We start from the raw sequence: 20,035 nt of genomic DNA on the forward strand, positions 1-20,035 counted from the left end.
ATCGCCATGTCCGTCATCATTAAAGAAGAAGACTTGATCCAGTCGATAGCCGATGGCATCCAGTTCATCAGCTATTACCACCCCGTCGACTACATCCGCCACTTGGCGCGCGCCTACGAGCGCGAGGAAAGCCCCGCCGCGCGCGACGCGATGGCGCAGATCCTGACCAATTCGCGCATGTGCGCCGAAGGCAAGCGCCCGCTGTGCCAGGACACCGGCATCGTCAACGTCTTCCTGAAGATCGGCATGAGCGTGCGCTTCGACACCAAGCGCACCCTGCAGGAACTCTGTGACGAAGGCGTGCGCCGCGGCTACCTGAACCCGGACAATCCGCTGCGCGCCTCGGTGCTGGACGATCCGCTGTTCGCGCGCAAGAACACGCGCGACAACACGCCCTGTATCCTGCACGTCGAGCTTGTCCAGGGCGACAAGGTCGACGTGCAGATCGCCTCCAAGGGTGGTGGTTCCGAGAACAAGACCAAGTTCGCCATGTTGAACCCCAGCGATTCGCTGGTGGACTGGGTGTTGAAGACCGTCCCGACGATGGGCGCCGGCTGGTGCCCCCCGGGCATGCTGGGCATCGGCGTCGGCGGCACCGCCGAAAAGGCCATGCTGATGGCCAAGCAGTCGTTGATGGAAGACATCGACATGTACGAACTGCTGGCCCGCGGTCCGCAGAACAAGCTGGAAGAGCTGCGCATCGAGCTGTACGAAAAGGTCAATGCGCTGGGTATCGGCGCGCAGGGCCTGGGCGGCCTGACGACGGTGCTGGACGTCAAGATCAGCACCTTCCCGACGCACGCGGCTTCCAAGCCCGTCGCGATGATCCCGAACTGCGCCGCCACGCGCCATGCGCACTTCGAGCTGGACGGCTCGGGCCCCGCGCGCCTGGATCCGCCGTCGCTGTCGGAATGGCCGGAAGTGCACTGGGCTCCCGACTACAACAAGTCCAAGCAGGTCGACCTGAACACGCTGACGAAGGAAGAAGTCGCCAGCTGGAAGCCGGGCCAGACGCTGCTGCTGTCGGGCAAGATGTTGACCGGCCGCGATGCCGCGCACAAGCGCATCCAGGATATGCTGGCCAAGGGAGAGCCGCTGCCTGTGGACTTCACCAACCGCGTGATCTATTACGTGGGTCCGGTGGATCCCGTGGGCGACGAAGTGGTCGGCCCCGCCGGCCCCACGACCGCCACGCGCATGGACAAGTTCACCGACATGATGCTGGAGAAGACCGGCCTGATCTCCATGATCGGCAAGTCGGAGCGCGGCCCGGTCGCCATCGAGGCGATCAAGAAGCACGGCTCGGCCTACCTGATGGCCGTCGGCGGCGCTGCCTACCTGGTGTCCAAGGCCATCCGCGGCGCCAAGGTGCTGGGCTTTGCCGACCTGGGCATGGAAGCCATCTACGAGTTCGACGTGAAGGACATGCCGGTGACCGTGGCGGTGGACGCCCAGGGCGCGTCGGTCCACACGACCGGCCCCAAGGAATGGCAGGCCAAGATCGGCAAGATCCCGGTCGCCGTGGCGTAATCCGCAGGTGACATGAAGACGGCCGCTGGATTCAGCGGCCGTTTTTCTTTCGGGGCTAGCCGGCCTTCAGCACCTGCAGTACCTGCAGCACATTGCGCGCCGCGCCCACGCCCATCTTCACATACGCGTCGTGCGTGACGCCGCCCACGTGCGGGCTCAGGATCAGACGCCGATGGCCCTGGAAGCAGTGCGCGGCCGGCGGCGGCTCCTGCTGGAAACTGTCCAGCCCGGCATAGGCCACCTTGCCGCTACCTACCGCGGCCAGCAGGTCGGCCTCGTTGACCAGACCGCCGCGCGCGGTATTGACCAGCAACACGCCGTCGCGGCACTGGGCCAGCGTCGCGGCGTTGATCAGGTCGCGGTTGTTGTCGGTCAGTGCGCAATGCAGCGAGATCGCGTCCGATTCGGCCCACAGCCGGGCAAGATCGACCGTTTCTATCCAGGTGGGAACGTCTTTGGCGTAAGGGTCATGGCCGATCACCCGCATGTCCATGGCGCGCGCCACGGCGGCCACCCGCAGGCCGATGGCGCCCAGGCCCACCAGCCCGATGCAGCGTCCGGCCAGTTCGATGCTCTTGTGCGTGGCCTTGTCCCAGTGGCCGGCGTGCATGCGGGCGTCCAGCGGCACGACGGACTTGGCGCAGGCCAGCAGCAGCGCGATGGCGTGTTCGGCGACCGCTGCGGCATTGGCGCCGGCCGCGGCCTTCACCGCGATGCCGCGCGCGCTTGCCGCTGCGCTGTCGATGGTGTCGATGCCGCTGCCGTGCTTGGCGATCACCCGCAGCGACCGGGCGGCCTCGATCAGCGATGCGCTGATTTTGCCGTAGCGGACGATCATCGCGACGGGGTCGTGCTGGCGCACCAGTGTCAGCAAGTCGTCTTCGGTGGGGCGTGCGCCGGCGTAGACCAGGCGGTAGCCCTGGAGCTCGCGGACAGCCTCGTCCGCCAGGTCGGCGCCGGTCACCAGCACGACGGATGGGGCGCCCGGATTCATAGCGATTCCCCTGCGGGCAAGACGCCCGCCGCGCGCAATGCGTCGGCCAGCCAGGGCGCGCCAAGCTTGCCGGCCTTGATCTCTGCGATGCGGCGCGCTTCGGCGTCCACTTTCTGCTGGGCCAGCACCAGGATCTCGGCGACGTTCTCGCGCGGCACGACCACCACGCCGTCGGCATCGCCCACGATCAGGTCGCCCGGATTGACGGTGACGCCCGCCAGCGACACCGGCCAATTCACGCGGCCGGGCAAGCCCTTGGTCGGCCCGTTGGGGTTGGTGCCGACCGAGAAGACGGGAAAGCCGCTTTCGATGATCTCGTCGGAATCGCGCACGGCGGCGTCGACCACGAAGCCGGCCAGCCCGCTGGCCTGCGCCTGCGTCGTCATGATGGTGCCGCACAGCGCGGCGGAGCGGTCGCCTTTGCCTTCGACGACGATGACGTCGCCGGGTTGCGCCAAGGCCAGCGCCGCATGGAACATCAGGTTGTCGCCGGGACGCAGCTCGACGGTGAAGGCGGGGCCCGCCACTTTCATCCGGGGCGACAGCGGCGCAATGCGGCCGCCCAGCGCGCCGCGGCGGCCGCCCACGTCGGCCAGGATGGCGGCCTGGAATTGGCTGGCCGCGCGGACCAGTTCGGGACTCACGCGCTGGATGTCGCGGCGGATGGCGGGAAGGGATGTTTCGCTCATGATGGCAGTCTTGTCGTCTGGGGGAATCGGGAATCGGGAATCGTGGAATGGGGATCAGTCGATGCGGGCGCCGGATTGCTTCACGATGCCCGCCCACAGCGCGTGGTCCTTGCGCAGGCGTTCGCTGAACGCTTCGGGCGTGCCGCCCAGCACCTCGCCGCCTTCGGCGCGGATCTTCTCCTGGTATTCCCTGCTGGCCATCGCCTTGTTGGCAGCCGCGTTCAGGGTCTGGATCACGTCGGGCGGCGTGCCTGCCGGCACCATCAGGCCGAACCAGGTGTTGGCGTCAAAACCGGCGTAGCCGGCTTCGCTGACGGTCGGCACATCGGGCAGTTCGGCGACGCGCTTGGCGGACGTGACGGCTAGTGCGCGCAGCTTGCCTGTGCGGATCTGGCCCAGGGCCGTGGGGATGGACGACATGAACAGCTGCACCTGGCCGCCGAACAGGTCGTTCAGCGCCTGGTTGGCGCCCTTGTAGGGAATGTGCTGCAGCTTGATGCCGGCCGACTGCTGCAGCAGTTCGGCGGTCAGGTGCGCGACGGTGCCGTTGCCCGGCGACGCGAAGTTCAGTTCACCCGGGCGGGCCTTGGCCTGCGTAACGACGTCGGCCAGGGTCTGGTAGCGGGAGTTGGAAGCGACCACCAGCACCAGCGGCGCCGTGGCAACCAAGGCGACGGGGGCCAGGTCGCGGGCGGGGTTGTAGGAGAGTTTGCTGTACAGCGAGGGATTGATGGCCAGATTGCTGGTCTGGCCCAACACCAGCGTGTAGCCGTCCGGGGCGGACTTCACGGCGGTTTCCACGCCCAGGTTGCCGCCGGCGCCGGGGCGGTTCTCAGCCACCAGATTCCAGCCAGAAGTCTTGTTCAGCGCCACCCCCAATTCGCGGGCGATGATGTCGGTGCCGCCGCCGGGCGGGAACGGGACGATCAATCGGATGGGGCGGTCGGGGAAGGATTGCGCAAGCGCGCTGGCGCCGATCACGAGGCCGCCGATCAGCGCGGCCGCTTGGGAAAGCAGTTTCATGGTTGTCTCCAGTCTTATGGGAATGCTTCATTGCGCCGGTCCGTCGCGGGCGGACCTGCGGGCGGGATCCACTATAGGAAGGCGTTCCGCTCTATACAATGGCGTTTCGTCTGGCAAAACGCGGTGCGTACCGTGAAACGGGAGAGGACATGAAGAAAACGGCAGGAGTGTCTGTGGAACCGGCCCGGCCGGCGCCCGTCGACGAAGCCCGTGAATCCGGCGGCGTCATCGCAGTGGCGCGCGCGCTGCGCCTGCTTGAAGCATTTCAGGTGGACGACGCATTCGTGTCGCTGGCCGAACTGAGCCGCCGCGCGGGCATGCACAAGACGACCACGTTGCGCATTGCGCGCACGCTGGCCGAAGCACGGTATCTGGTGCAGCGCGACGAAGACGGCGCCTGGCGTTTGGGGCCGGCCGCAGGCTGGCTGGGCGCGCGTTACCAGGCGTCGTTCGACCTTAACAACGAGATCGAGCCGACGCTGCGCGAACTGACGCGAGAGACGGGCGAAAGCGCGTCGTTCTTCGTGCGCGAGGGCGATATCCGGACGTGCCTCGTCCGGGTCGAAGGGCCGAAGGCGATCCGCCACCACATCCGGATGGGCGAAGTGCTGCCGCTGGAGAAGGGATCGCCAGGGCGGGTGTTGCTGGCCCTTTCAGGAGAACCGGGCGAGCCTTACGAAACCATCCGCCGCGAGGGGTTCTATATCTCGATCGGCGAGCGCGAAGCCGAAATCGCCAGCGTGTCGGCGCCGGTGTTCGGCGCCAACTGGCGTTTGCTGGGCGCGTTGAGCGTGTCCGGGCCCGGCGGGCGCTTGCCGGGTCCGAAGCTGCGGAGCTTTGCCAAACTGATCAAGCAGAAGGCCAGCCACCTGTCATACGTGCTGAGCGGCGGCGCGCAGCGCCAGGCGCCGACGCGCTCGCAATGGCATCCGTAGCGCGCCCGCCGTCCTAAACGGCTTTCGCGGTCGCGGCCTTGAACGCCGCGATGGCGTCGGCCGATTTGCCCAGCACGTCGCGCAGCACTTCCTCGGTGTGTTCGCCCAGCATCGGCGGCGCGCGCCGATAGACGACCGGCGACGCCGAGAACCGCAGCGGGCTGGCCGTGACGGGCGCCGTGCCGCCGGCCGGATGCGGCAAGTCCCGGCGCAGCTGCCTGGCCTGCGCCTGCGGATGCGCGAATGCCTGCGCGATGTTGTTGATGGGGCCGCAAGGCACCCCCACCGCTTCCAGCTTGGCGATCCAGTCGTCGCGCCGGCCTTCCTGCATGATTGCCGTCAGGATGCCGATCAGCGTTTCGCGGTGGGTGACGCGCAGCCGGTTGGTGGCAAAGCGCGGGTCGTCGCCCAGTTCCGGCACGCCGATCGCGCGGCAATACGCGCGGTACTGTGATTCGTTGCCGGTGGCCACGATCAGGTGGCCGTCGCTGGCGGCGAACACCTGATAGGGCACGACGTTCTGATGCGCGTTGCCGGCGCGCGTGGGCGCGACCCCGGAGTTGAAGTAGTTGGAATTCTGATTGGCCAGCAGCGCCACGTGGCTGTCCAGCAGGGCGATGTCCAGATGCTGCCCCAGGCCGCTGCGATGGCGTTCCTGCAAGGCCGCCAGGATCGCGACCGTCGCGTACATGCCGGTGACGATGTCCGTCACCGCCACGCCGGCCTTCTGCGGCCCGCCGCCAGGCAGGTCGTCGCGTTCGCCGGTGATGCTCATCAGCCCGCCCATGCCCTGGATCATGAAGTCGTAGCCGGGGCGTTGGGCAAACGGACCGTCCTGGCCGAAGCCGGTGACCGAGCAGTAGATCAGGCGCGGATTGATGGCCTTCAGGCTGTCGTAGTCCAGGCCGTATTTCTTCAGCCCGCCTACCTTGAAGTTCTCGACCAGGATGTCGCTTGCCGCGGCCAGTTCGCGGATCAGCGCCGCGCCTTCGGCCGTGGCCATGTCGGCTTCGACCGAACGCTTGTTGCGGTTGGCGCTGAGGTAGTAGGCGGACTCGCTGGTGTCCCGGCCGTCGCCGTCCTTCAGATATGGCGGGCCCCAGGCGCGCGTGTCGTCGCCGACATGGGGGCGTTCGATCTTGATGACGTCGGCGCCCAGGTCGGCCAGGTTCTGCGTGCACCAGGGGCCGGCCAGGATGCGCGACAGGTCCAGCACGCGGATGCCGTCAAGCGCAGGTGGGCGGGTCATGATTGCACCGTCGCGGTGCCGTGGCTCATGACCACAAGATCGCGTTCGCGCGCCCGCACCTGGAATCGGATCTGTCCGTCAGGCATGCGCCACATGTCGCATTGCAGCGTCTCGCCGGGGTACACCGGCGCCGAGAAACGCGCGTTCAGGCTGGTCAGCCGCGACGCGTCGTAATCGCAGCAGCTTTTGACGATGGCGTGCGCCGCCACGCCATACGAGCACAGGCCATGCAGGATGGGCCGTGGATAACCCGCCTGATGCGCGACGTCGGGGTCGGCGTGCAGTGGATTGCGGTCGGCGTTCAAGCGATACAGCAGCGCGGCGCTGGGCGGAACACGCAGTTCGCACTGCAGGTCCGGCTTGCCGCCGGGCACGGCGGGCAGGGCGTCGGGGCTGTCGTCGCCCGGGCCGAAGCCGCCGTCGCCGCGGCAAAACGTGCTTTGCCGCAAAGTGGCCAGGCAGGTGCCGCTTTCGTCATGCAACGTGCGCTCGGTGATGACGATGGCGCCCTTGTCCGCGCCCTTGTCGATCACATGCGTGTTGCGGCTTCTTCCGACCACCACGCCCGAGGTCGGCAACGGCGCGTGCACCGTCAGGCGCTGCTCGCCATGCACCACCTTCACCCAATCGATGCCGGCGCGCGGGTCCTGCACCCAGAAGCCGGGGTATCCCAGCACCACGCTCATCGTGGGGAAGGCCTGCAAGTCCTTTTCGTACACGTAGCGCAGCTGGCCGACGTCTTCGGGGTCCTGGCCCAGGCCGATGCCCAGCGCATACAGCATGGTGTCTTTCTGCTCGTAGCGCTGACGCACCTCGTCAAAGCGCCAGTTCTTTACAGTCGCGTAATCCAGGGGCATGGCGGTCTCAGATGGGATCCCAATCGATCACGTCGGGCGAACGCTCCAACGCGTAGAAATGCTTGCGCATGGCGGGCACCGCGATCTCGGCAATGCGTTCCGGCGTCCAGCCTTCGCTGTTGTGCACGGTGCGCAGGGGCCGCGGCTGGCTCATCAGCATGATTTCGTTGGCGCGCACGGCAAAGATCTGCGCGGTGATTTCGCTGGCCGCGTCGCTGGCCAGGTAGACGGCCATCGGCGCGACCTTGCCGGCTTCCATCTTCTTCAGCTTTTCGACGCGGGCCTTCTCTTCGTCTGTTTCTGCCGGGATGGAACTCGTCATGCGGCTCCACGCGAAAGGCGCGATGCAGTTCGAGCGCACGTTGTAGCGCGCCATGTCCAGCGCGATGGATTTGGACAGGGCGACGATGCCGAGTTTGGCGGCGGCGTAGTTCGCCTGGCCGAAGTTTCCGATCAGGCCTGACGTGGACGTCATGTGCACGAAGGCGCCGGACTCCTGCTCGCGGAAATAGGGGGCCGCGGCGCGGCTCATGAAGAACGAGCCGTTCAGGTGCACGTCGATCACCTGGCGCCATTCCTCTTCGCTCATCTTGTGGAAAACGCGGTCGCGCAGATTGCCCGCGTTGTTGATCACGGCGTCGATGCGGCCGAACGCGTCGATGGCGGTCTGCACCACGCGGCTTGCGCTGTCGTAGGCGGCCACGCTGTCGGTGTTGGCGACGGCCTGGCCGCCGGCCGAGACGATCTCTTTCACCACCGCTTGCGCCGGGCCTTCCGCACCGCCTTCGCCCGTCAGCGACACGCCGATGTCGTTCACGACCACCTTGGCGCCCGCCTGCGCCATCGCCAGCGCAATGCTGCGCCCGATACCGCCACCCGCGCCCGTGACGACCACTACCTTTCCGGAAACCATGCCGCTCATTGCCTGTGACTCCTGTACTGCGGCGCATGCGCCGCCTGTGGAAAACAGTTCCGCATCAACCGGTGTGGTTCGCGGGTTTAGTGCATGGTAGATTCGACCCGGCATTCGAAGAATTCAAAATTAGAAATGCCCCCCTTCTGCGTGGTGGAACATGAGACATGATTTGACTGACCTGCGTTTGTTTCTGAACGTAGGGGAAACACTCAATCTGACCCGGGCTGCGGAACGCACCTTCCTGTCCTTGCCGGCGGCAAGCGCGCGGGTCAAGCACATGGAAGAAGCCTTCAAGGCGCGGTTGCTGGTGCGCCTGGCGACTGGCGTTGCGCTGACGCCGGCGGGCGAGGTGCTGCTCAAGCATGCCAACGCCGTCTTCCGCCAGCTGGAATGCCTGAACGCCGACCTTCAACCCTATGCCAGCGGATTAAAGGGACGCTTGAGGTTGCTGGCCAACACCACGGCCACCAATTCGTTCCTGGCCGACGCGCTGTCCACGTTCCTGGCGGAAAACCCCGACGTGGACGTGGAGCTGGAAGAAAAGATATCCGGGGACATCGTCATCGCGATCCGCGCGGGCGCGGGAGACCTGGGGCTGGTCGCCGGCAACATCGACGTGGAAGGGCTGGACGTCACGCCTTTGTTCCGCGATGAACTCACCGTCGTGACCTCGCTGGACCACCCGTTGGCGGCCTCGAAGTCCGCGCATTTCGCGGACCTGGTCGACGCCTACCAGTTCGTCGGCATCCATCCTGACAGCGCCATCCAGACCTTCCTGGAAGACATTGCCAGCGGCCTGGGCAAGCGCATCTGCCAACGCGTGCACGTAGGCAGTTTCGAAGCGGTGTGCCGCATGGTGGAAGCGGGTGCCGGCATCGCCGTCGTGCCGCGCGCCTGCGCGGCGCGCTACAGCCGCCCCGACGCGCTGCATGTGCTGAAGCTGGATGACCCCTGGGCGCTGCGCGACCGGCTGCTGTGCCGCCAACGCGGCCGCGACCTGCCCAGCTTCGCCGAGTGCTTCATCGAACACGTGCAGCGCGCCGCGCGCGGGCAATGAGCCGACCGGAGCGGGGCCGCATCGGCGCCTGCTCCGTTTTCCCTAGGCCAAGTGTCGCATCCGCGCATCGCGCACGCGCAGATCGTGTCCGTTCACCGAACTTTCCATCCCGTGCGAAAGAGGGGCTTTTGAAAATGTGTAGCGGCGAATCCGCGCGCCCGGAAAATAATAAATAAGAGCGGCGGGCAGCAGTTCTTGAAGCTTGACCGTGAATAACACCAAGACTCAGGAGACTGCAGTGATCGATCCTCAACGCCGCCGCGTCGTCGCGGGGCTGGGCGCCGCGTGCGCCGCCGCCATTGTGCCCGCCTTGTTCCCCGCTACCGCGCGCGCCGCCACGTGGCCCGGCCACGCCGTGACTTTCATCGTGCCCTTTCCCGCCGGCGGTCCGGTCGACACGACCGCGCGATTCACCACGCAGCCGCTGGGCCAGCTGTGGTCGGTGCCTACCGTGGTGGACAACAAGTCTGGCGCGGGAGGGATCGTCGGCGCGCAGTTCGCGGCCAAGGCCGAGCCCGACGGCTACAACTTCTTCTTCGCCTCCATCCATCACGCGGTGCTGCCCAGCTTGCGCGACAACCTCAGCTACGACATCAGCCGCGACTTTGTGCCGGTTGGCATGGCAGCGGTCTTTCCCATCGTGCTGGTGGTGAACGCGTCGCTGCCGGTCAACACGGTGAGCGAACTGATCGCCTACGCCAAAGACAATCCGGGCAAGCTGTCGTTCAGCTCTTCCGGCACCGGCGGCGGCACGCATCTGGCGGGCGAACTCTTCAACGCGATGGCGGGCGTGCGGATCCAGCACATCCCGTATCGGGGCAGTGCGCCCGCCATGCAGGACCTGCTGGGCGGACAGGTGCAGGTGATGTTCGCCGATGGGCCATCCGCCGTGCCGCACCTGAAAGGCGGCAAGGTGCGCGCGCTCGGCGTGGGCAACCCCACGCGATCGAGCATGCTGCCGGATGTGCCCACCATCGCCGAATCCGGGTTGCCGGGCTACGAGGCCTATTCCTGGAGCGGCGTGATGGCGCCCAAGGGCACGCCGCCAGACATCGTGAAGCGCATGAACGCCGATATGGTGAAAGTGCTGTCGGACCCCGCGACCGCCAAGGGGATGATCGCGGCCGGCGCCGAGCCCAAGCCCGGCACGCCAGAACAGTTCGGCGAATTCGTCCGCGACGAGATCGTGAAGTGGCGCGACCTGATCAAGACCGCGAACATCAAGCTGGAATAGGGCGGCGTCGCGCAGCCCGACCAGTGGGGGCGGAACAACGCGGGCGGGGCCGGAGACGGGCCCGCCCGACTTTTTGTCTTACGCGGCCAGCAAGGCGTCGCGGGCGCTGCGGTATTCCACTTCCAGTTGATCCACCAGCGTGGCGATGGGCAGGATCTCTTGCGCCGCGCCCACGCCCTGGCCGGCGCTCCAGACGTCCTTCCAGGCTTTGGGCCGGGAGTTCTTGTCCATGTTGGCGGGCGGCGCCTCGCCTTGCCGGGTCAGCACCAGGGGATCCAGTCCCGCCGCCTGGATGCTGGCGGAAAGATAGTTGGCCGGCACGCCCGAGAAGTACGGGGTGTAGGTCACGTCAGCTGCCTGCGCCTGCAGCACCATTTCGCGATAGGCTTCGCTGGCCAGCGACTCCTGCGTGGCGATGAAGCGCGTGCCCATGTAGGCGAAGTCGCACCCCAGGACCTGGGCCGCGAGGATGTCCTTGCCGTGGCTGATGCAGCCTGACAGCGCCAGCGGGCCGTCATAGAACGCGCGGATCTCGTTGACCAGCGCGATGGGGTTGATCTGGCCCGCATGGCCGCCAGCGCCGGCGGCCACCAGGATCAGGCCGTCGACGCCCGCCTCCAGCGCGCGCTTGGCGTGGCGCACGTTGGTGACGTCGTGGTAGACCAGCCCCCCGTAAGGGTGCACGGCCTGCACCACGGCCTCCGGCGCATGCAGCGACGTGATGATGAGCGGCACGCGCCGTTCGGCGCAGATGGCCAGGTCGCCCTGCCAGCGCGGATTGCTGGGATGGACGATCAGGTTCACGCCATACGGCGCGACGCGCGCGCCGGGGTCGGCCTGGCGCTTGGCGGCCAGGCCTTCCTCGATGCGGCTGATCCACTCGTGCAATTGCTCTTGCGGACGGGCGTTCAGCGACGGGAACGTGCCGATGATCCCCGCCGCGCATTGCGCCACCACCAGCTCCGGCCCAGAGACCAGGAACATGGGGGCGCCGATGATCGGCAAGCGGGTCTGGGCTTGTAGCGCAAGCGGAGGATGCATCGTGGGGCTCCGGGTGAGGTCAGTTGGCCTGGATATTGGCGCTTTGGATGACGTCCGACCACAAGGCGTACTCGCGGTCGATACGGGATTGCAATGCCTTCGAATCGCCGGCGTTGATGGTGTAGCCGCCTTCGGTCATGGCCTGGCGGAAGGCGGGGTCCTTGGACACGTCGTCCAGCGCGCGGGCCAGGCGGGCCGAAACGGCGTCTGGCAGCTTTTTGGGGCCGACCAGCGCGTACCAACCCACGACTTCGTAATCCTTCATGCCCGCTTCGATCATCGTCGGCACGTCGGGCAGTTCGGGGTTGCGGGTCTTGGACGTGACGGCCAGCGCGCGGGCCTTGCCGCTTTTGATGAAGGGGATGGCGGTGCTGGTGATGTCGAACATGAAGGTCACCTTGCCGCTGATCACATCCATCATGGCCGGCGAGTTGCCGCGGTACGGCACGTGCAGCATCGATGCGTCGGCCTGCTTTTTCAGCAGCTCGGCCGACAGGTGGTTGGATGCGCCGATCCCGGCGGATCCGAACGACACGGCATCGGGGTGCGCGCGCGCGTAGCCGACGAGTTCGCCGACGTTCCTGGCCGGAATCTGCGGGCCGATCAGCAGCACGTTGGCGTAGTCGACCACCAAGCCGATCAGCGAAAAGTCCTTGCGGGGGTCGAACAGCGTGCTGCGCTGAACCAGCGGCGACATGGTCAGGGTGGGGCTGGCGGCAAAGCCCAGCATGTAGCCGTCGGGCGAGGCCTTGGCGGTGGCGTCGGAGGCGATCATGCCGCTGGCGCCGGCGCGGTTTTCCACCACGACGGTCTGGCCCAGCTTGTCGCCCAGGTATTTGGCGAAGACGCGGGCCGTGGTGTCGACGGGGCCGCCCGGGGCGTAGCCCACCAGCAGGCGGATGGGGCGTTCGGGGTAGGCGTCCGCCTGGGCGGACGTCGCCGTGGCAAGCGCCGCCACGGCGGCGGCCGTGGCGAACAGGGTCTTGATGTTCACGCTGTTGTCTCCTTGTGTATAAGTGGCCGGTCGTGGAGCGGAACAGCGGATCCGCGCCTACGCCAGCCTTTCTTTCAGCGGCTGCTTCAGGATTTTTCCGCTGACGGTCGTGGGAATGGTCTCGATGGGGATGATTCGCGCGGGGCGCTTGTAGGGCGCCAGTTGCGCGCGCAGATGCAGCATCAGCAGGTTGGTGTCGATCGTGGCGCCGGGCAGGGGCTCGACGAAGGCGATGACTTCCTCGTTCTGGTCGGCGGTGTCGCGGCCCACCACGGCCGATAGCCGCACGCCGGGGAACGCGTTGATCACCGATTCGACTTCGATGGGATACACGTTGAAGCCGGACCGGATGATCAGGTCCTTGGAGCGGCCGGCGATGAACAGCGCGCCGCTGCCGTCCACGAAGCCGATGTCGCCCGTATTGAGCCAGCCGCCGGGCAAGAGCGCCTGCGCCGTCTGTTCGGGGCTGCGGTAGTAGCCCAGCATGACGCCCGGGCCGCGGATCAGGATGTCACCGCGTTCGCCGGGCGCGGGCATGCCGCTGTCGGGGCTGCCGATGCGCATTTCCACGCCCTCCACCGCGTAGCCTGCCGAGCAGTCTGCGCGCGGCGCGTCGATACGCGTGATGAACATCGACCCCGCGTACTCCGTGATGCCGTAGCCATGGTGCATCGGCACGCCGAAGTAGCGTTCGGCGTCGCGCTTGAGGGTGGGGTCGAGCGCCGCGCCACCGGTGTACAGGTAGCGCAGCGCGGGCGCGCGCAGCTCGGCGCGCGGCGGCGCCACGGCCATCATGCGGCTGAACATGGTGGGCACGCCCTGCAGGATGCTGACGCCCGGATGCGCCAGCGCCTTGAACGCGTCTTCGGCGTCGAAGCGGCTGCGCAGCACCAGGCTGGCACCCGCATGCACGGTGGCCATCAGCACCGTGGCGATGCCGAAGATGTGCGACATCGGCAGCGCCGCATAGCCGATGTCGTGCGGCGTCAGCCGGCGGGATGCCGCCGACACGCGCGCAAAGTGCAGCAGGCCGCGATGCGGCACCATCACGCCCTTGGGCGCGCCCGTGGTGCCGGAGGTATAGATCACGGTGGCCACGTCGGCCGCCAGGTCGCCGCCTTCCGCCTGCGTGGGCGTTGCGGCCCGCACGGCCTGCACGCCCGGCCCCCAGACGGCCGGATCGGCGTCTTGCGCGCCGGCAGCCCCGGCATGCGCGGCCGCGGCGGACGAGACGTCCGTGGTGTAGAGCAGCAGTTCGGGCTGCGCGTGCAGGCGGATGTTGTCGACTTCGCGTGCGGACAACCGGGCGTTCACGCCCACCGGCCAGGCGCCCGCCAGGCCGCATCCGAACAGCGCCGCGATCATCGCCGTGCAGTTTTCCCCCACCATCAGCACCCGGTGGCCGGGCTGCACGCCCTGGTCGCGCAGCCAGCCGGCGACGGCCTGCACGCGTTGCCACAGCTGGGCGTAGGTCAGCGTGCCGCCGCCTTCTTCGTACAGGCAGATGGCGTCGGGCCGCAGTTGCGCCTGCAGCGCGACGACTTCGTGGATGCGGGTGAAGGGTTCTGCGTGGGACATCGGTGTTGCCGTGGCGTTCAAAGGGTGGCCTGGGTGCCCAGGATTGCGGTGGATTGGCTGGACAGCGTGCCGCCGTTGCCATGCACCAGCGCCAATTGCGCATCCGCGACCTGGCGCGCGCCGCATTCGCCGCGCAACTGCCGGACGGCTTCGATCATGATGAAGACGCCGTACATGCCGGGATGCACGCAGCACAGGCCGCCGCCGTTGGTGTTTACCGGCAGCCGGCCGCCCGGTGCGATGGCGCCGCCTGCGATGAATTCCTTGCTTTCGCCCTTGGCGCAGAAGCCCAGGTCTTCCAGGAACAGCAGGGTGTTGATGGTGAACGCGTCGTAGAGCTCGACCACGTCGATGTCTTTCTGCGATACGCCGGCCATGTCGAACGCGCGCTTGCCGGATTCGGCCGCGGCCGTCACGGTCAGGTCTTCCATGGACGAGATCTGCCGGTTCCAGACCGCCGTGGCGTTGCCCAGGACGTAGACGGGCGGGCGCGGCAGGTCGCGCGCACGGTCTGCGCGCACCAGCACGTAGGCGCCGGCGCCGTCTGTGACCAGGCAGCAATCGCGCACGCTCAAGGGGTCCGACACCATGCGGGCCGACAGGATCTGGTCCAGCGTGGCGGGCTCGCGCAGTTGCGCCTCGGGGTTCAGTTGCGCCCACTGGTTGGCTGCCAGGGCCACTTGCGCCAGATGTTCGCGGCGCGTGCCGTACTGATGCATGTGGCGCGCGGCGGCCAGCGCGTAGGACGACAACGGGCTCAGCGGATCGTAGGGGGTTTCGTAGGGCTGGGGATCGAACTGCTTGCGGACCCGGCCGATTTCGGCCCGGCTCAGCGTGGACGTGCGTTGCGTGCTGCCGTAGCAGACCAGCACGGCGTTGCATTGGCCGGAGGCCAGCGCATGCAGGGCCGGCATCAGATGTGCCACGAAGCTGGAGCCGCCCAGCATGGTGCTGTCGATGAAGGTCGGGCGGATGCCCAGGTGTTCGATCACCGGCATCGCCCACATCGGCGCCGCGACGCTGGCCGTGCAGATGCCGTCGATGTCGCGCATCGTCAAGCCGGCGTCGGCCACGGCGCGCTGCGCCGCCTGCACCAGGATTTCCATTTCGGTGTAGCCCGCGGCCTGTCCCAGGCCCGCGTGGCCCACACCCGCCACGGCGACGGCGCCGCGCAGATCTTTCAGCGTCATGGCGCCTCCTTGTTGGGTACGAAGACCACGAGGCCGTGGCCGTCCTGCTGCGCCACCTGGGCGCGCACCGCCATGCCGATGCGCACGTCGGCGGGGGCGATGCCCTGCACGCGGCTCATCAGTCGGACGCCTTCCTGCAAGTCGATCAGCGCCACGTTGTAGTCGCCGCCCGCCTCGGGCTTGCGCCGCACCACGGTGGTGGAATAGACGGTGCCGCGCCCGTCGGGCTCGGTCCATGCCAGCTTGTCCGCGCCGCAATGCGGGCAAATCATTCGGGGGTAGAACACTGCGCGGTCGCAGCCGGCGCAATGCTGGATGAGAAAGCGGCCCTGGTCGAGCGCCTGGCGGTACTGCGCCTCGACGCCCTGCGGCACGCCTTCCTGGTGATCGGCAACAGTCATGGGGCGATGGGATTCCAGTGGATGACGGCTGCTAGTGTCCGCACTGCCGCCGGGTTCGGCCATTCTTCATTGCTGAAGCAGGCCTTTTGCGGACCTGTAGTGGGGGGCGCCCTACATCCTGCGCGAAGCCGGTCTTCGGAAGAGGCAGATTGCCGGCCTGTCGGGGCCGTGGCTAGATACCGGGCAAAGGAGGTAGACCATGAACCTGACCTGGACGCGAGAAGAGCGCCAATTCCGCGACGAGGTGCGCGCATTCGCCACCGCCAACCTGCCTGACGACATCCGCGGCAAAGTACTGCGGCATCAACGGCTGGAACGCGAGGACTACGTGCGCTGGCACAACATCCTGGCCGACCACGGCTGGGGCGCGCCCAATTGGCCCGTTGAACACGGCGGCACCGGCTGGAACGCGTTGCAGCGGCTGATCTTCGAGGTGGAATGCTTCAAGGCGGGCGCGCCGCGCCTGCTGCCCTTTGGCCTGTCCATGATCGGGCCCGTGCTGATGAAGTACGGCAGCGCCGAGCAACAGGCGCGCCTCCTGCCGCGCATGCTGCGCGTGGAGGACTGGTGGTGTCAGGGCTACTCCGAGCCGGGCTCGGGTTCCGACCTGGCGTCGCTCAAGACCCGCGCGGTGCGCGACGGCGATGAATACATCGTCAATGGCCAGAAGACCTGGACCACGCTGGCGCAGTATGCCGACTGGATGTTCTGCCTGGTGCGCACCGACCCCGACGCGCGCGCGCAGCGCGGCATCTCGATGCTGCTGCTGGACATGCGCGCCCCGGGCGTCACCGTGCGCCCCATCCGCACGCTGGACGGCGGCCACGACGTGAACGAGGTCTGGCTGGAGAACGTGCGCGTGCCGGTGTCCAACCTGGTGGGCGAAGAGAACAAGGGCTGGACCTACGCCAAGTACCTGCTGGGCCACGAGCGCACCGGCATTGCCGGGCTGGGCCATTGCCACCGCGAACTGGGCATCCTGAAGCAGATGGCCGCGCGCGCGAAGTCGCACGGCAGGCCGCTGCTGGCCGACAGCCGCATCCGCGACCGCATTTCGCGGATCGAAGTCGACATCATGGCGCTGGAAATGCTGTTGCTGCGCGTGGCCGCAAGCAACGACGGCACGCCGGGCCCAGAGGCCTCGGTGCTGAAGATCCGCGGATCCGAGATCCAGCAGGACCTGGCCATGCTGCAAATGGAAGTGGCCGGGCCGGACGCCTGGCCTTACGACCCCGACTGGCTGCAGGCTGGCGGCGATTTCCACGGCCCGGGCCCCGAGATGGCGGCGGCGTCAGGCGCAGGCTACGCCGACATGCGCAAGACCTCGATCTACGGCGGCACGACCGAAGTGCAGAAGGGCATCATCGCCCGCCTGGTGCTGGGCCTGTAGGCCCGCCCACGCGCAATCCGACAGGAAGACACGCATGGATTTCATCTACACCGAAGAACAGCGCATGCTGGCAGACAGCCTGCGCCGCCTGGTCGACCAGGCATGGACGTATTCCCGGCGCCGCGCCCGCCAGGCGGACGGCAAACTGGACCCCAAGGCCTGGGGCGCGCTGGCCGAACTGGGCGTACTGGGCCTGACCATTTCGCAGGACTTCGGGGGCTTCGGCGAAGTGCCCGCCAGCTTGTTGCCAGTGCATGTGGAACTGGGCCGCGGGTTGGTGTCCGAACCGGTCATTCCCAGCGCCGTCATGGGCGCGGCGCTGCTGGACGCCTGCGGCGACGCCGTGCGCGGCCGCTGGCTGCCCGCCATCGCCTCGGGCGATGCCATCGTCAGCGTGGCCTACCAGGAACCCGGCCGCCGCTACGACACGGACCCGCAGGGCTGCCGCGCCGCCAAGACGGCCGACGGCTGGCGCCTGGACGGCGTCAAGCATCTGGTGTGGCACGGCGCCGCAGCCTCGGCATGGCTGGTCAGCGCGCAGGGCGCCGACGGGCAGACCCTGCTGCTGGCGGTGCCGGCCGGCTCGGCGGGCGTGCGCGTGACCGATACGCCGACGCTGGACGGGGCCCGCTGCGCCCGGCTGGATTTCGACGCGGTGGGCCTGCCCGCCGACGCCTTGCTGGCCGAGGGGCCGGCGGCGGACGCGGCGCTGGCGCAGGCCCTGCAATGGGGCACGGCAGCGTTGTGCGCGCATGCGGCGGGCGCCATGGACCGGTTGCTGGAGATCACGGTGGACTACCTGAAGACGCGCAAGCAATTCGGGCAGCCGCTGGCGTCGTTCCAGGCCTTGCAGCACCGGCTGGCCGAAATGCTGGTGGCCAAGGAACTGGCCCTGTCGATGGCCTATGTGGCGGTTGCGGCCTTGACCGAACCGGAGGCCGCGCAACGCCGCCGCATGATCGCGTCGGCCAAGCTGGAAGCCGCGCGCGCGGGCCGTCTGGTGGCGCAGATGGCCGTGCAGTTGCATGGCGGCATGGGCATGACGGACGAATTGGACGTGGGCGACTATTTCAAGAGATTGACCGTGGTGGACCAACTGCTGGGCGACACCGCCGAGCAACTGGCCGTGCTGGAGGAACTGGCATGAGCGGGGCAACGTCACACCCGGCCGAAGGCGGCGAATACACCCAGATCCGCTTCACGCTGGACCAGGGCGTGGGCGTCATCACGCTCAACCGGCCCGACCGGCTGAACAGCTTCACCGAAGTCATGCACGCCGAATTGGCGCGCGCGCTGGACGCCATGGAGGCGGATCCGGGCTTGCGCGGGCTGGTGATCACGGGGGCCGGCCGGGGTTTTTGCGCCGGCCAGGACTTAAGCGAGCGCAAGCCTTCTGACGACGGCTCGCGCCGCGACCTGAGCCAGATTCTTGAGAAGTGCTACCGGCCGTTGATCACTCGCCTGCGCGCCTTGCCCGTGCCGGTGGTCTGCGTGATGAACGGCGTGGCGGCCGGCGCGGGCGCCAGCCTGGTGCTGGCGTGCGACGTGGTGTTCGCCGTGGAGTCCTCGCGTTTCATCCAGGCCTTCAGCAAGATCGGCCTGCTGCCCGATGCGGGCGGCACCTGGTTCTTGCCGCGGCTGGTGGGGTCGGCCCGCGCGATGGGGGCGGCGCTGTTCGGCGAAGCGGTCAGCGCCCGGCAGGCGGAATCGTGGGGCTTGATCTGGCGCGTGGTGCCCGACGACGCGCTGGCGGCCACCCTGGCGGACGTCGCGGCGACCTTGGCGGCCGGGCCCACGCGGGCCTATGCGGCGACCAAGGTGGCGCTGCATGCGTCCAGCGGCAACACGCTGGCGCAGCAGTTCGATCTGGAATGCCGGTTTCAGCGCGAGCTTGGCTACACCGACGACTACCTGGAAGGCATGCGGGCGTTTGCGGAAAAGCGGCCGCCCGCCTTCACCGGCACCTGAGGCGGCAGGCCGGGCCGGCGACGGGCAAGGGGCGTCAAGGCGCCCGCGGCACCTGGATCTGTTCGATGAGCTCGCGGGCGCAGCCGGGCAGGGCATCGATGTCACGCACCAGCAGCTTCCTCTCCCGCACCACCCATGGTTCGTCCAGCTCCACCACGCGCAGCTTGGTGTCGGCGCCATAGCGGCGGGCGGCGGAATCGGGGATGACGCCGATGCCGACGCCGGCCTGCACCATGCGGCAGATCGAATCGAAGCTATAGAGCTGGATGCGTTGCGGCAGGCGCTGGCCGACACGCTCCAGTTGGTCGCGCAGGAAAGCGACCAGCGTGGAGCCTTCGTGCATGGTGATGAACGGATAGCGCACGGCGTCCACCAGCTTGACCTTTTCCTGGTCCTGCAACGGATGGCCGTTGGGCACCACCAGCACCAGCCGGTCGGTGCTGAAGTGGATCGTCTGCAATTCTGGCGCGTCCACCGGGCCCGCCACGATGCCCAGGTCGGTGGTGCCGTCCAGCACGCCGCGCACGATGTCGCGCGTCAGGCGCTCTTGCAGGTCGACCGTGACGCCCGGGTGGCCCGACAGGAACTGCGCCAGGATGTCCGGCATGAATTCGGTGACGGCCGTGGTGTTGGCGAAGATCCGGATATGGCCGGCGTCGCCGTCGGATTGCTCCTGGAAGTCGTGCTTCAGGTGGTCTACCTGCCGCATGATGACGCGGGCGTGCTGCAGCAGCTTCTGGCCGGCGGGCGTGATCTCCACGCCGCGGCTGTCGCGGTACAGCAATCGGGTATTCAGCTGGTTTTCCAGCGCTTTGATCCGCACGCTGACGGCGGCCAGGGACAAGTGCGCCCGTTTGGCCGCCTGGGTCAGGCTGGGGGATTCCGCGATGTGGATGAACAGGCGTAGGTCGGCAAGGTCGAAGTGCATGGGGCATATATTACGGCGCGCGACGCCGGGGCTGGGCATGGGCGGTCGATTCAGGCGCCGC

Annotated in this window: 19 protein-coding genes; 7 read left to right on the forward strand and 12 right to left on the reverse strand. The window is 67.7% G+C overall.

The annotated features are described in order from the left end of the window. Positions 1 to 6 precede the first annotated feature (6 nt). Positions 7 to 1,530: a fumarate hydratase gene (locus ACO6D5_RS15150; RefSeq protein WP_485825846.1), complete on the forward strand. Its 1,524-nt coding sequence runs from the start codon at positions 7 to 9 to the stop codon at positions 1,528 to 1,530. A gap of 55 nt (positions 1,531 to 1,585) precedes the next feature. On the opposite strand, the gene ACO6D5_RS15155 is transcribed toward ACO6D5_RS15150, so the two are convergent. From ACO6D5_RS15155 to ACO6D5_RS15165, 3 genes are read right to left on the reverse strand one after another with little or no spacing between them, the layout of a single operon-like run. Beyond that, on the reverse strand, positions 1,586 to 2,524 hold the full coding sequence (locus ACO6D5_RS15155; RefSeq protein ID WP_485825832.1) for an NAD(P)-dependent oxidoreductase: 939 nt from the start codon (positions 2,522 to 2,524) through the stop codon (positions 1,586 to 1,588). After that, positions 2,521 to 3,213 carry an RraA family protein gene (locus tag ACO6D5_RS15160; protein WP_315845686.1) on the reverse strand — a complete coding sequence of 231 codons (693 nt, stop codon included), beginning with the start codon at positions 3,211 to 3,213 and terminating at the stop codon, positions 2,521 to 2,523. The genes ACO6D5_RS15155 and ACO6D5_RS15160 overlap by 4 nt, the downstream gene beginning before the upstream one ends. Positions 3,214 to 3,267: 54 nt before the next feature. Continuing rightward, complete coding sequence (locus tag ACO6D5_RS15165; protein WP_315845685.1) at positions 3,268 to 4,236, reverse strand: tripartite tricarboxylate transporter substrate-binding protein; 969 nt, start codon at positions 4,234 to 4,236, stop codon at positions 3,268 to 3,270. A gap of 149 nt (positions 4,237 to 4,385) precedes the next feature. On the opposite strand from ACO6D5_RS15165, the gene ACO6D5_RS15170 reads away from it, so the two are divergent. Further along, positions 4,386 to 5,171, forward strand: a complete 786-nt coding sequence (locus tag ACO6D5_RS15170; RefSeq protein ID WP_485825833.1) for an IclR family transcriptional regulator — start codon at positions 4,386 to 4,388, stop codon at positions 5,169 to 5,171. Between the two features lie 13 nt (positions 5,172 to 5,184). Here ACO6D5_RS15170 and ACO6D5_RS15175 read toward each other — a convergent pair whose 3' ends face one another. From ACO6D5_RS15175 to ACO6D5_RS15185, 3 genes are read right to left on the reverse strand one after another with little or no spacing between them, the layout of a single operon-like run. Then, the gene (locus ACO6D5_RS15175; protein WP_485825834.1) at positions 5,185 to 6,420 is read right to left on the reverse strand and encodes a CaiB/BaiF CoA transferase family protein; all 1,236 of its coding nucleotides are present in this window, start codon (positions 6,418 to 6,420) and stop codon (positions 5,185 to 5,187) included. Then, a complete protein-coding gene (locus ACO6D5_RS15180) occupies positions 6,417 to 7,277 on the reverse strand; it encodes a MaoC/PaaZ C-terminal domain-containing protein (RefSeq protein WP_485825835.1) in 861 nt (286 codons plus the stop codon). Before ACO6D5_RS15180 ends, ACO6D5_RS15175 begins: the two co-directional genes overlap by 4 nt. Positions 7,278 to 7,284: 7 nt before the next feature. Further along, the gene (locus ACO6D5_RS15185) at positions 7,285 to 8,199 is read right to left on the reverse strand and encodes an SDR family NAD(P)-dependent oxidoreductase (protein WP_280028976.1); all 915 of its coding nucleotides are present in this window, start codon (positions 8,197 to 8,199) and stop codon (positions 7,285 to 7,287) included. 151 nt (positions 8,200 to 8,350) lie between these two features. Between ACO6D5_RS15185 and ACO6D5_RS15190 the strand changes: the two genes are divergently transcribed. Next, positions 8,351 to 9,250 carry a LysR family transcriptional regulator gene (locus tag ACO6D5_RS15190; RefSeq protein WP_169270722.1) on the forward strand — a complete coding sequence of 300 codons (900 nt, stop codon included), beginning with the start codon at positions 8,351 to 8,353 and terminating at the stop codon, positions 9,248 to 9,250. Between the two features lie 238 nt (positions 9,251 to 9,488). Beyond that, positions 9,489 to 10,484 carry a tripartite tricarboxylate transporter substrate binding protein gene (locus ACO6D5_RS15195; protein WP_315845681.1) on the forward strand — a complete coding sequence of 332 codons (996 nt, stop codon included), beginning with the start codon at positions 9,489 to 9,491 and terminating at the stop codon, positions 10,482 to 10,484. A 78-nt stretch (positions 10,485 to 10,562) separates the two neighbouring features. On the opposite strand, the gene ACO6D5_RS15200 is transcribed toward ACO6D5_RS15195, so the two are convergent. The 5 genes from ACO6D5_RS15200 to ACO6D5_RS15220 are packed head-to-tail and all read right to left on the reverse strand — an operon-like array spanning position 10,563 to position 15,688. Next, on the reverse strand, positions 10,563 to 11,525 hold the full coding sequence (locus tag ACO6D5_RS15200; RefSeq protein ID WP_485825836.1) for an NAD(P)H-dependent flavin oxidoreductase: 963 nt from the start codon (positions 11,523 to 11,525) through the stop codon (positions 10,563 to 10,565). Between the two features lie 19 nt (positions 11,526 to 11,544). Further along, the gene (locus tag ACO6D5_RS15205) at positions 11,545 to 12,519 is read right to left on the reverse strand and encodes a Bug family tripartite tricarboxylate transporter substrate binding protein (protein WP_485825837.1); all 975 of its coding nucleotides are present in this window, start codon (positions 12,517 to 12,519) and stop codon (positions 11,545 to 11,547) included. A 57-nt stretch (positions 12,520 to 12,576) separates the two neighbouring features. Beyond that, positions 12,577 to 14,097, reverse strand: a complete 1,521-nt coding sequence (locus ACO6D5_RS15210; RefSeq protein WP_485825838.1) for a class I adenylate-forming enzyme family protein — start codon at positions 14,095 to 14,097, stop codon at positions 12,577 to 12,579. A gap of 17 nt (positions 14,098 to 14,114) precedes the next feature. Further along, a complete protein-coding gene (locus ACO6D5_RS15215; protein ID WP_485825839.1) occupies positions 14,115 to 15,287 on the reverse strand; it encodes a thiolase in 1,173 nt (390 codons plus the stop codon). After that, entirely contained in the window at positions 15,284 to 15,688 is a 405-nt protein-coding gene (locus ACO6D5_RS15220; RefSeq protein ID WP_315845676.1) for a Zn-ribbon domain-containing OB-fold protein, read from the reverse strand. Before ACO6D5_RS15220 ends, ACO6D5_RS15215 begins: the two co-directional genes overlap by 4 nt. Positions 15,689 to 15,887: 199 nt before the next feature. Here ACO6D5_RS15220 and ACO6D5_RS15225 point away from each other — a divergent pair, with 199 nt between their 5' ends. Genes ACO6D5_RS15225 through paaG form a run of 3 tightly spaced genes read left to right on the forward strand, consistent with a single transcriptional unit; the run spans position 15,888 to position 19,046 of the window. After that, a complete protein-coding gene (locus ACO6D5_RS15225; protein ID WP_485825840.1) occupies positions 15,888 to 17,078 on the forward strand; it encodes an acyl-CoA dehydrogenase family protein in 1,191 nt (396 codons plus the stop codon). Positions 17,079 to 17,112: 34 nt separating this feature from the next. Continuing rightward, positions 17,113 to 18,225: an acyl-CoA dehydrogenase family protein gene (locus tag ACO6D5_RS15230; RefSeq protein ID WP_485825841.1), complete on the forward strand. Its 1,113-nt coding sequence runs from the start codon at positions 17,113 to 17,115 to the stop codon at positions 18,223 to 18,225. Beyond that, positions 18,222 to 19,046 carry a 2-(1,2-epoxy-1,2-dihydrophenyl)acetyl-CoA isomerase PaaG gene (gene paaG / locus ACO6D5_RS15235; RefSeq protein WP_485825842.1) on the forward strand — a complete coding sequence of 275 codons (825 nt, stop codon included), beginning with the start codon at positions 18,222 to 18,224 and terminating at the stop codon, positions 19,044 to 19,046. Before ACO6D5_RS15230 ends, paaG begins: the two co-directional genes overlap by 4 nt. A 34-nt stretch (positions 19,047 to 19,080) precedes the next feature. Here paaG and ACO6D5_RS15240 read toward each other — a convergent pair whose 3' ends face one another. Continuing rightward, positions 19,081 to 19,974 (reverse strand): LysR family transcriptional regulator, encoded by an 894-nt coding sequence (locus ACO6D5_RS15240; RefSeq protein WP_006226357.1) that lies wholly within the window; start codon positions 19,972 to 19,974, stop codon positions 19,081 to 19,083. Positions 19,975 to 20,035: the final 61 nt, after the last annotated feature.

Source organism: Achromobacter sp., from assembly GCF_057314935.1.

What these genes read in the sequence shown, in the direction of transcription:
- ACO6D5_RS15150 (WP_485825846.1), top strand. Translation starts at nt 7, where the DNA reads ATGTCCGTCATCATTAAAGAAGAAGACTTGATCCAGTCGATAGCCGAT.
- ACO6D5_RS15155 (WP_485825832.1), bottom strand. Translation starts at nt 2,524, where the DNA reads ATGAATCCGGGCGCCCCATCCGTCGTGCTGGTGACCGGCGCCGACCTG.
- ACO6D5_RS15160 (WP_315845686.1), bottom strand. Translation starts at nt 3,213, where the DNA reads ATGAGCGAAACATCCCTTCCCGCCATCCGCCGCGACATCCAGCGCGTG.
- ACO6D5_RS15165 (WP_315845685.1), bottom strand. Translation starts at nt 4,236, where the DNA reads ATGAAACTGCTTTCCCAAGCGGCCGCGCTGATCGGCGGCCTCGTGATC.
- ACO6D5_RS15170 (WP_485825833.1), top strand. Translation starts at nt 4,386, where the DNA reads ATGAAGAAAACGGCAGGAGTGTCTGTGGAACCGGCCCGGCCGGCGCCC.
- ACO6D5_RS15175 (WP_485825834.1), bottom strand. Translation starts at nt 6,420, where the DNA reads ATGACCCGCCCACCTGCGCTTGACGGCATCCGCGTGCTGGACCTGTCG.
- ACO6D5_RS15180 (WP_485825835.1), bottom strand. Translation starts at nt 7,277, where the DNA reads ATGCCCCTGGATTACGCGACTGTAAAGAACTGGCGCTTTGACGAGGTG.
- ACO6D5_RS15185 (WP_280028976.1), bottom strand. Translation starts at nt 8,199, where the DNA reads ATGAGCGGCATGGTTTCCGGAAAGGTAGTGGTCGTCACGGGCGCGGGT.
- ACO6D5_RS15190 (WP_169270722.1), top strand. Translation starts at nt 8,351, where the DNA reads ATGAGACATGATTTGACTGACCTGCGTTTGTTTCTGAACGTAGGGGAA.
- ACO6D5_RS15200 (WP_485825836.1), bottom strand. Translation starts at nt 11,525, where the DNA reads ATGCATCCTCCGCTTGCGCTACAAGCCCAGACCCGCTTGCCGATCATC.
- ACO6D5_RS15210 (WP_485825838.1), bottom strand. Translation starts at nt 14,097, where the DNA reads ATGTCCCACGCAGAACCCTTCACCCGCATCCACGAAGTCGTCGCGCTG.
- ACO6D5_RS15215 (WP_485825839.1), bottom strand. Translation starts at nt 15,287, where the DNA reads ATGACGCTGAAAGATCTGCGCGGCGCCGTCGCCGTGGCGGGTGTGGGC.
- ACO6D5_RS15220 (WP_315845676.1), bottom strand. Translation starts at nt 15,688, where the DNA reads ATGACTGTTGCCGATCACCAGGAAGGCGTGCCGCAGGGCGTCGAGGCG.
- ACO6D5_RS15225 (WP_485825840.1), top strand. Translation starts at nt 15,888, where the DNA reads ATGAACCTGACCTGGACGCGAGAAGAGCGCCAATTCCGCGACGAGGTG.
- ACO6D5_RS15230 (WP_485825841.1), top strand. Translation starts at nt 17,113, where the DNA reads ATGGATTTCATCTACACCGAAGAACAGCGCATGCTGGCAGACAGCCTG.
- paaG (WP_485825842.1), top strand. Translation starts at nt 18,222, where the DNA reads ATGAGCGGGGCAACGTCACACCCGGCCGAAGGCGGCGAATACACCCAG.
- ACO6D5_RS15240 (WP_006226357.1), bottom strand. Translation starts at nt 19,974, where the DNA reads ATGCACTTCGACCTTGCCGACCTACGCCTGTTCATCCACATCGCGGAA.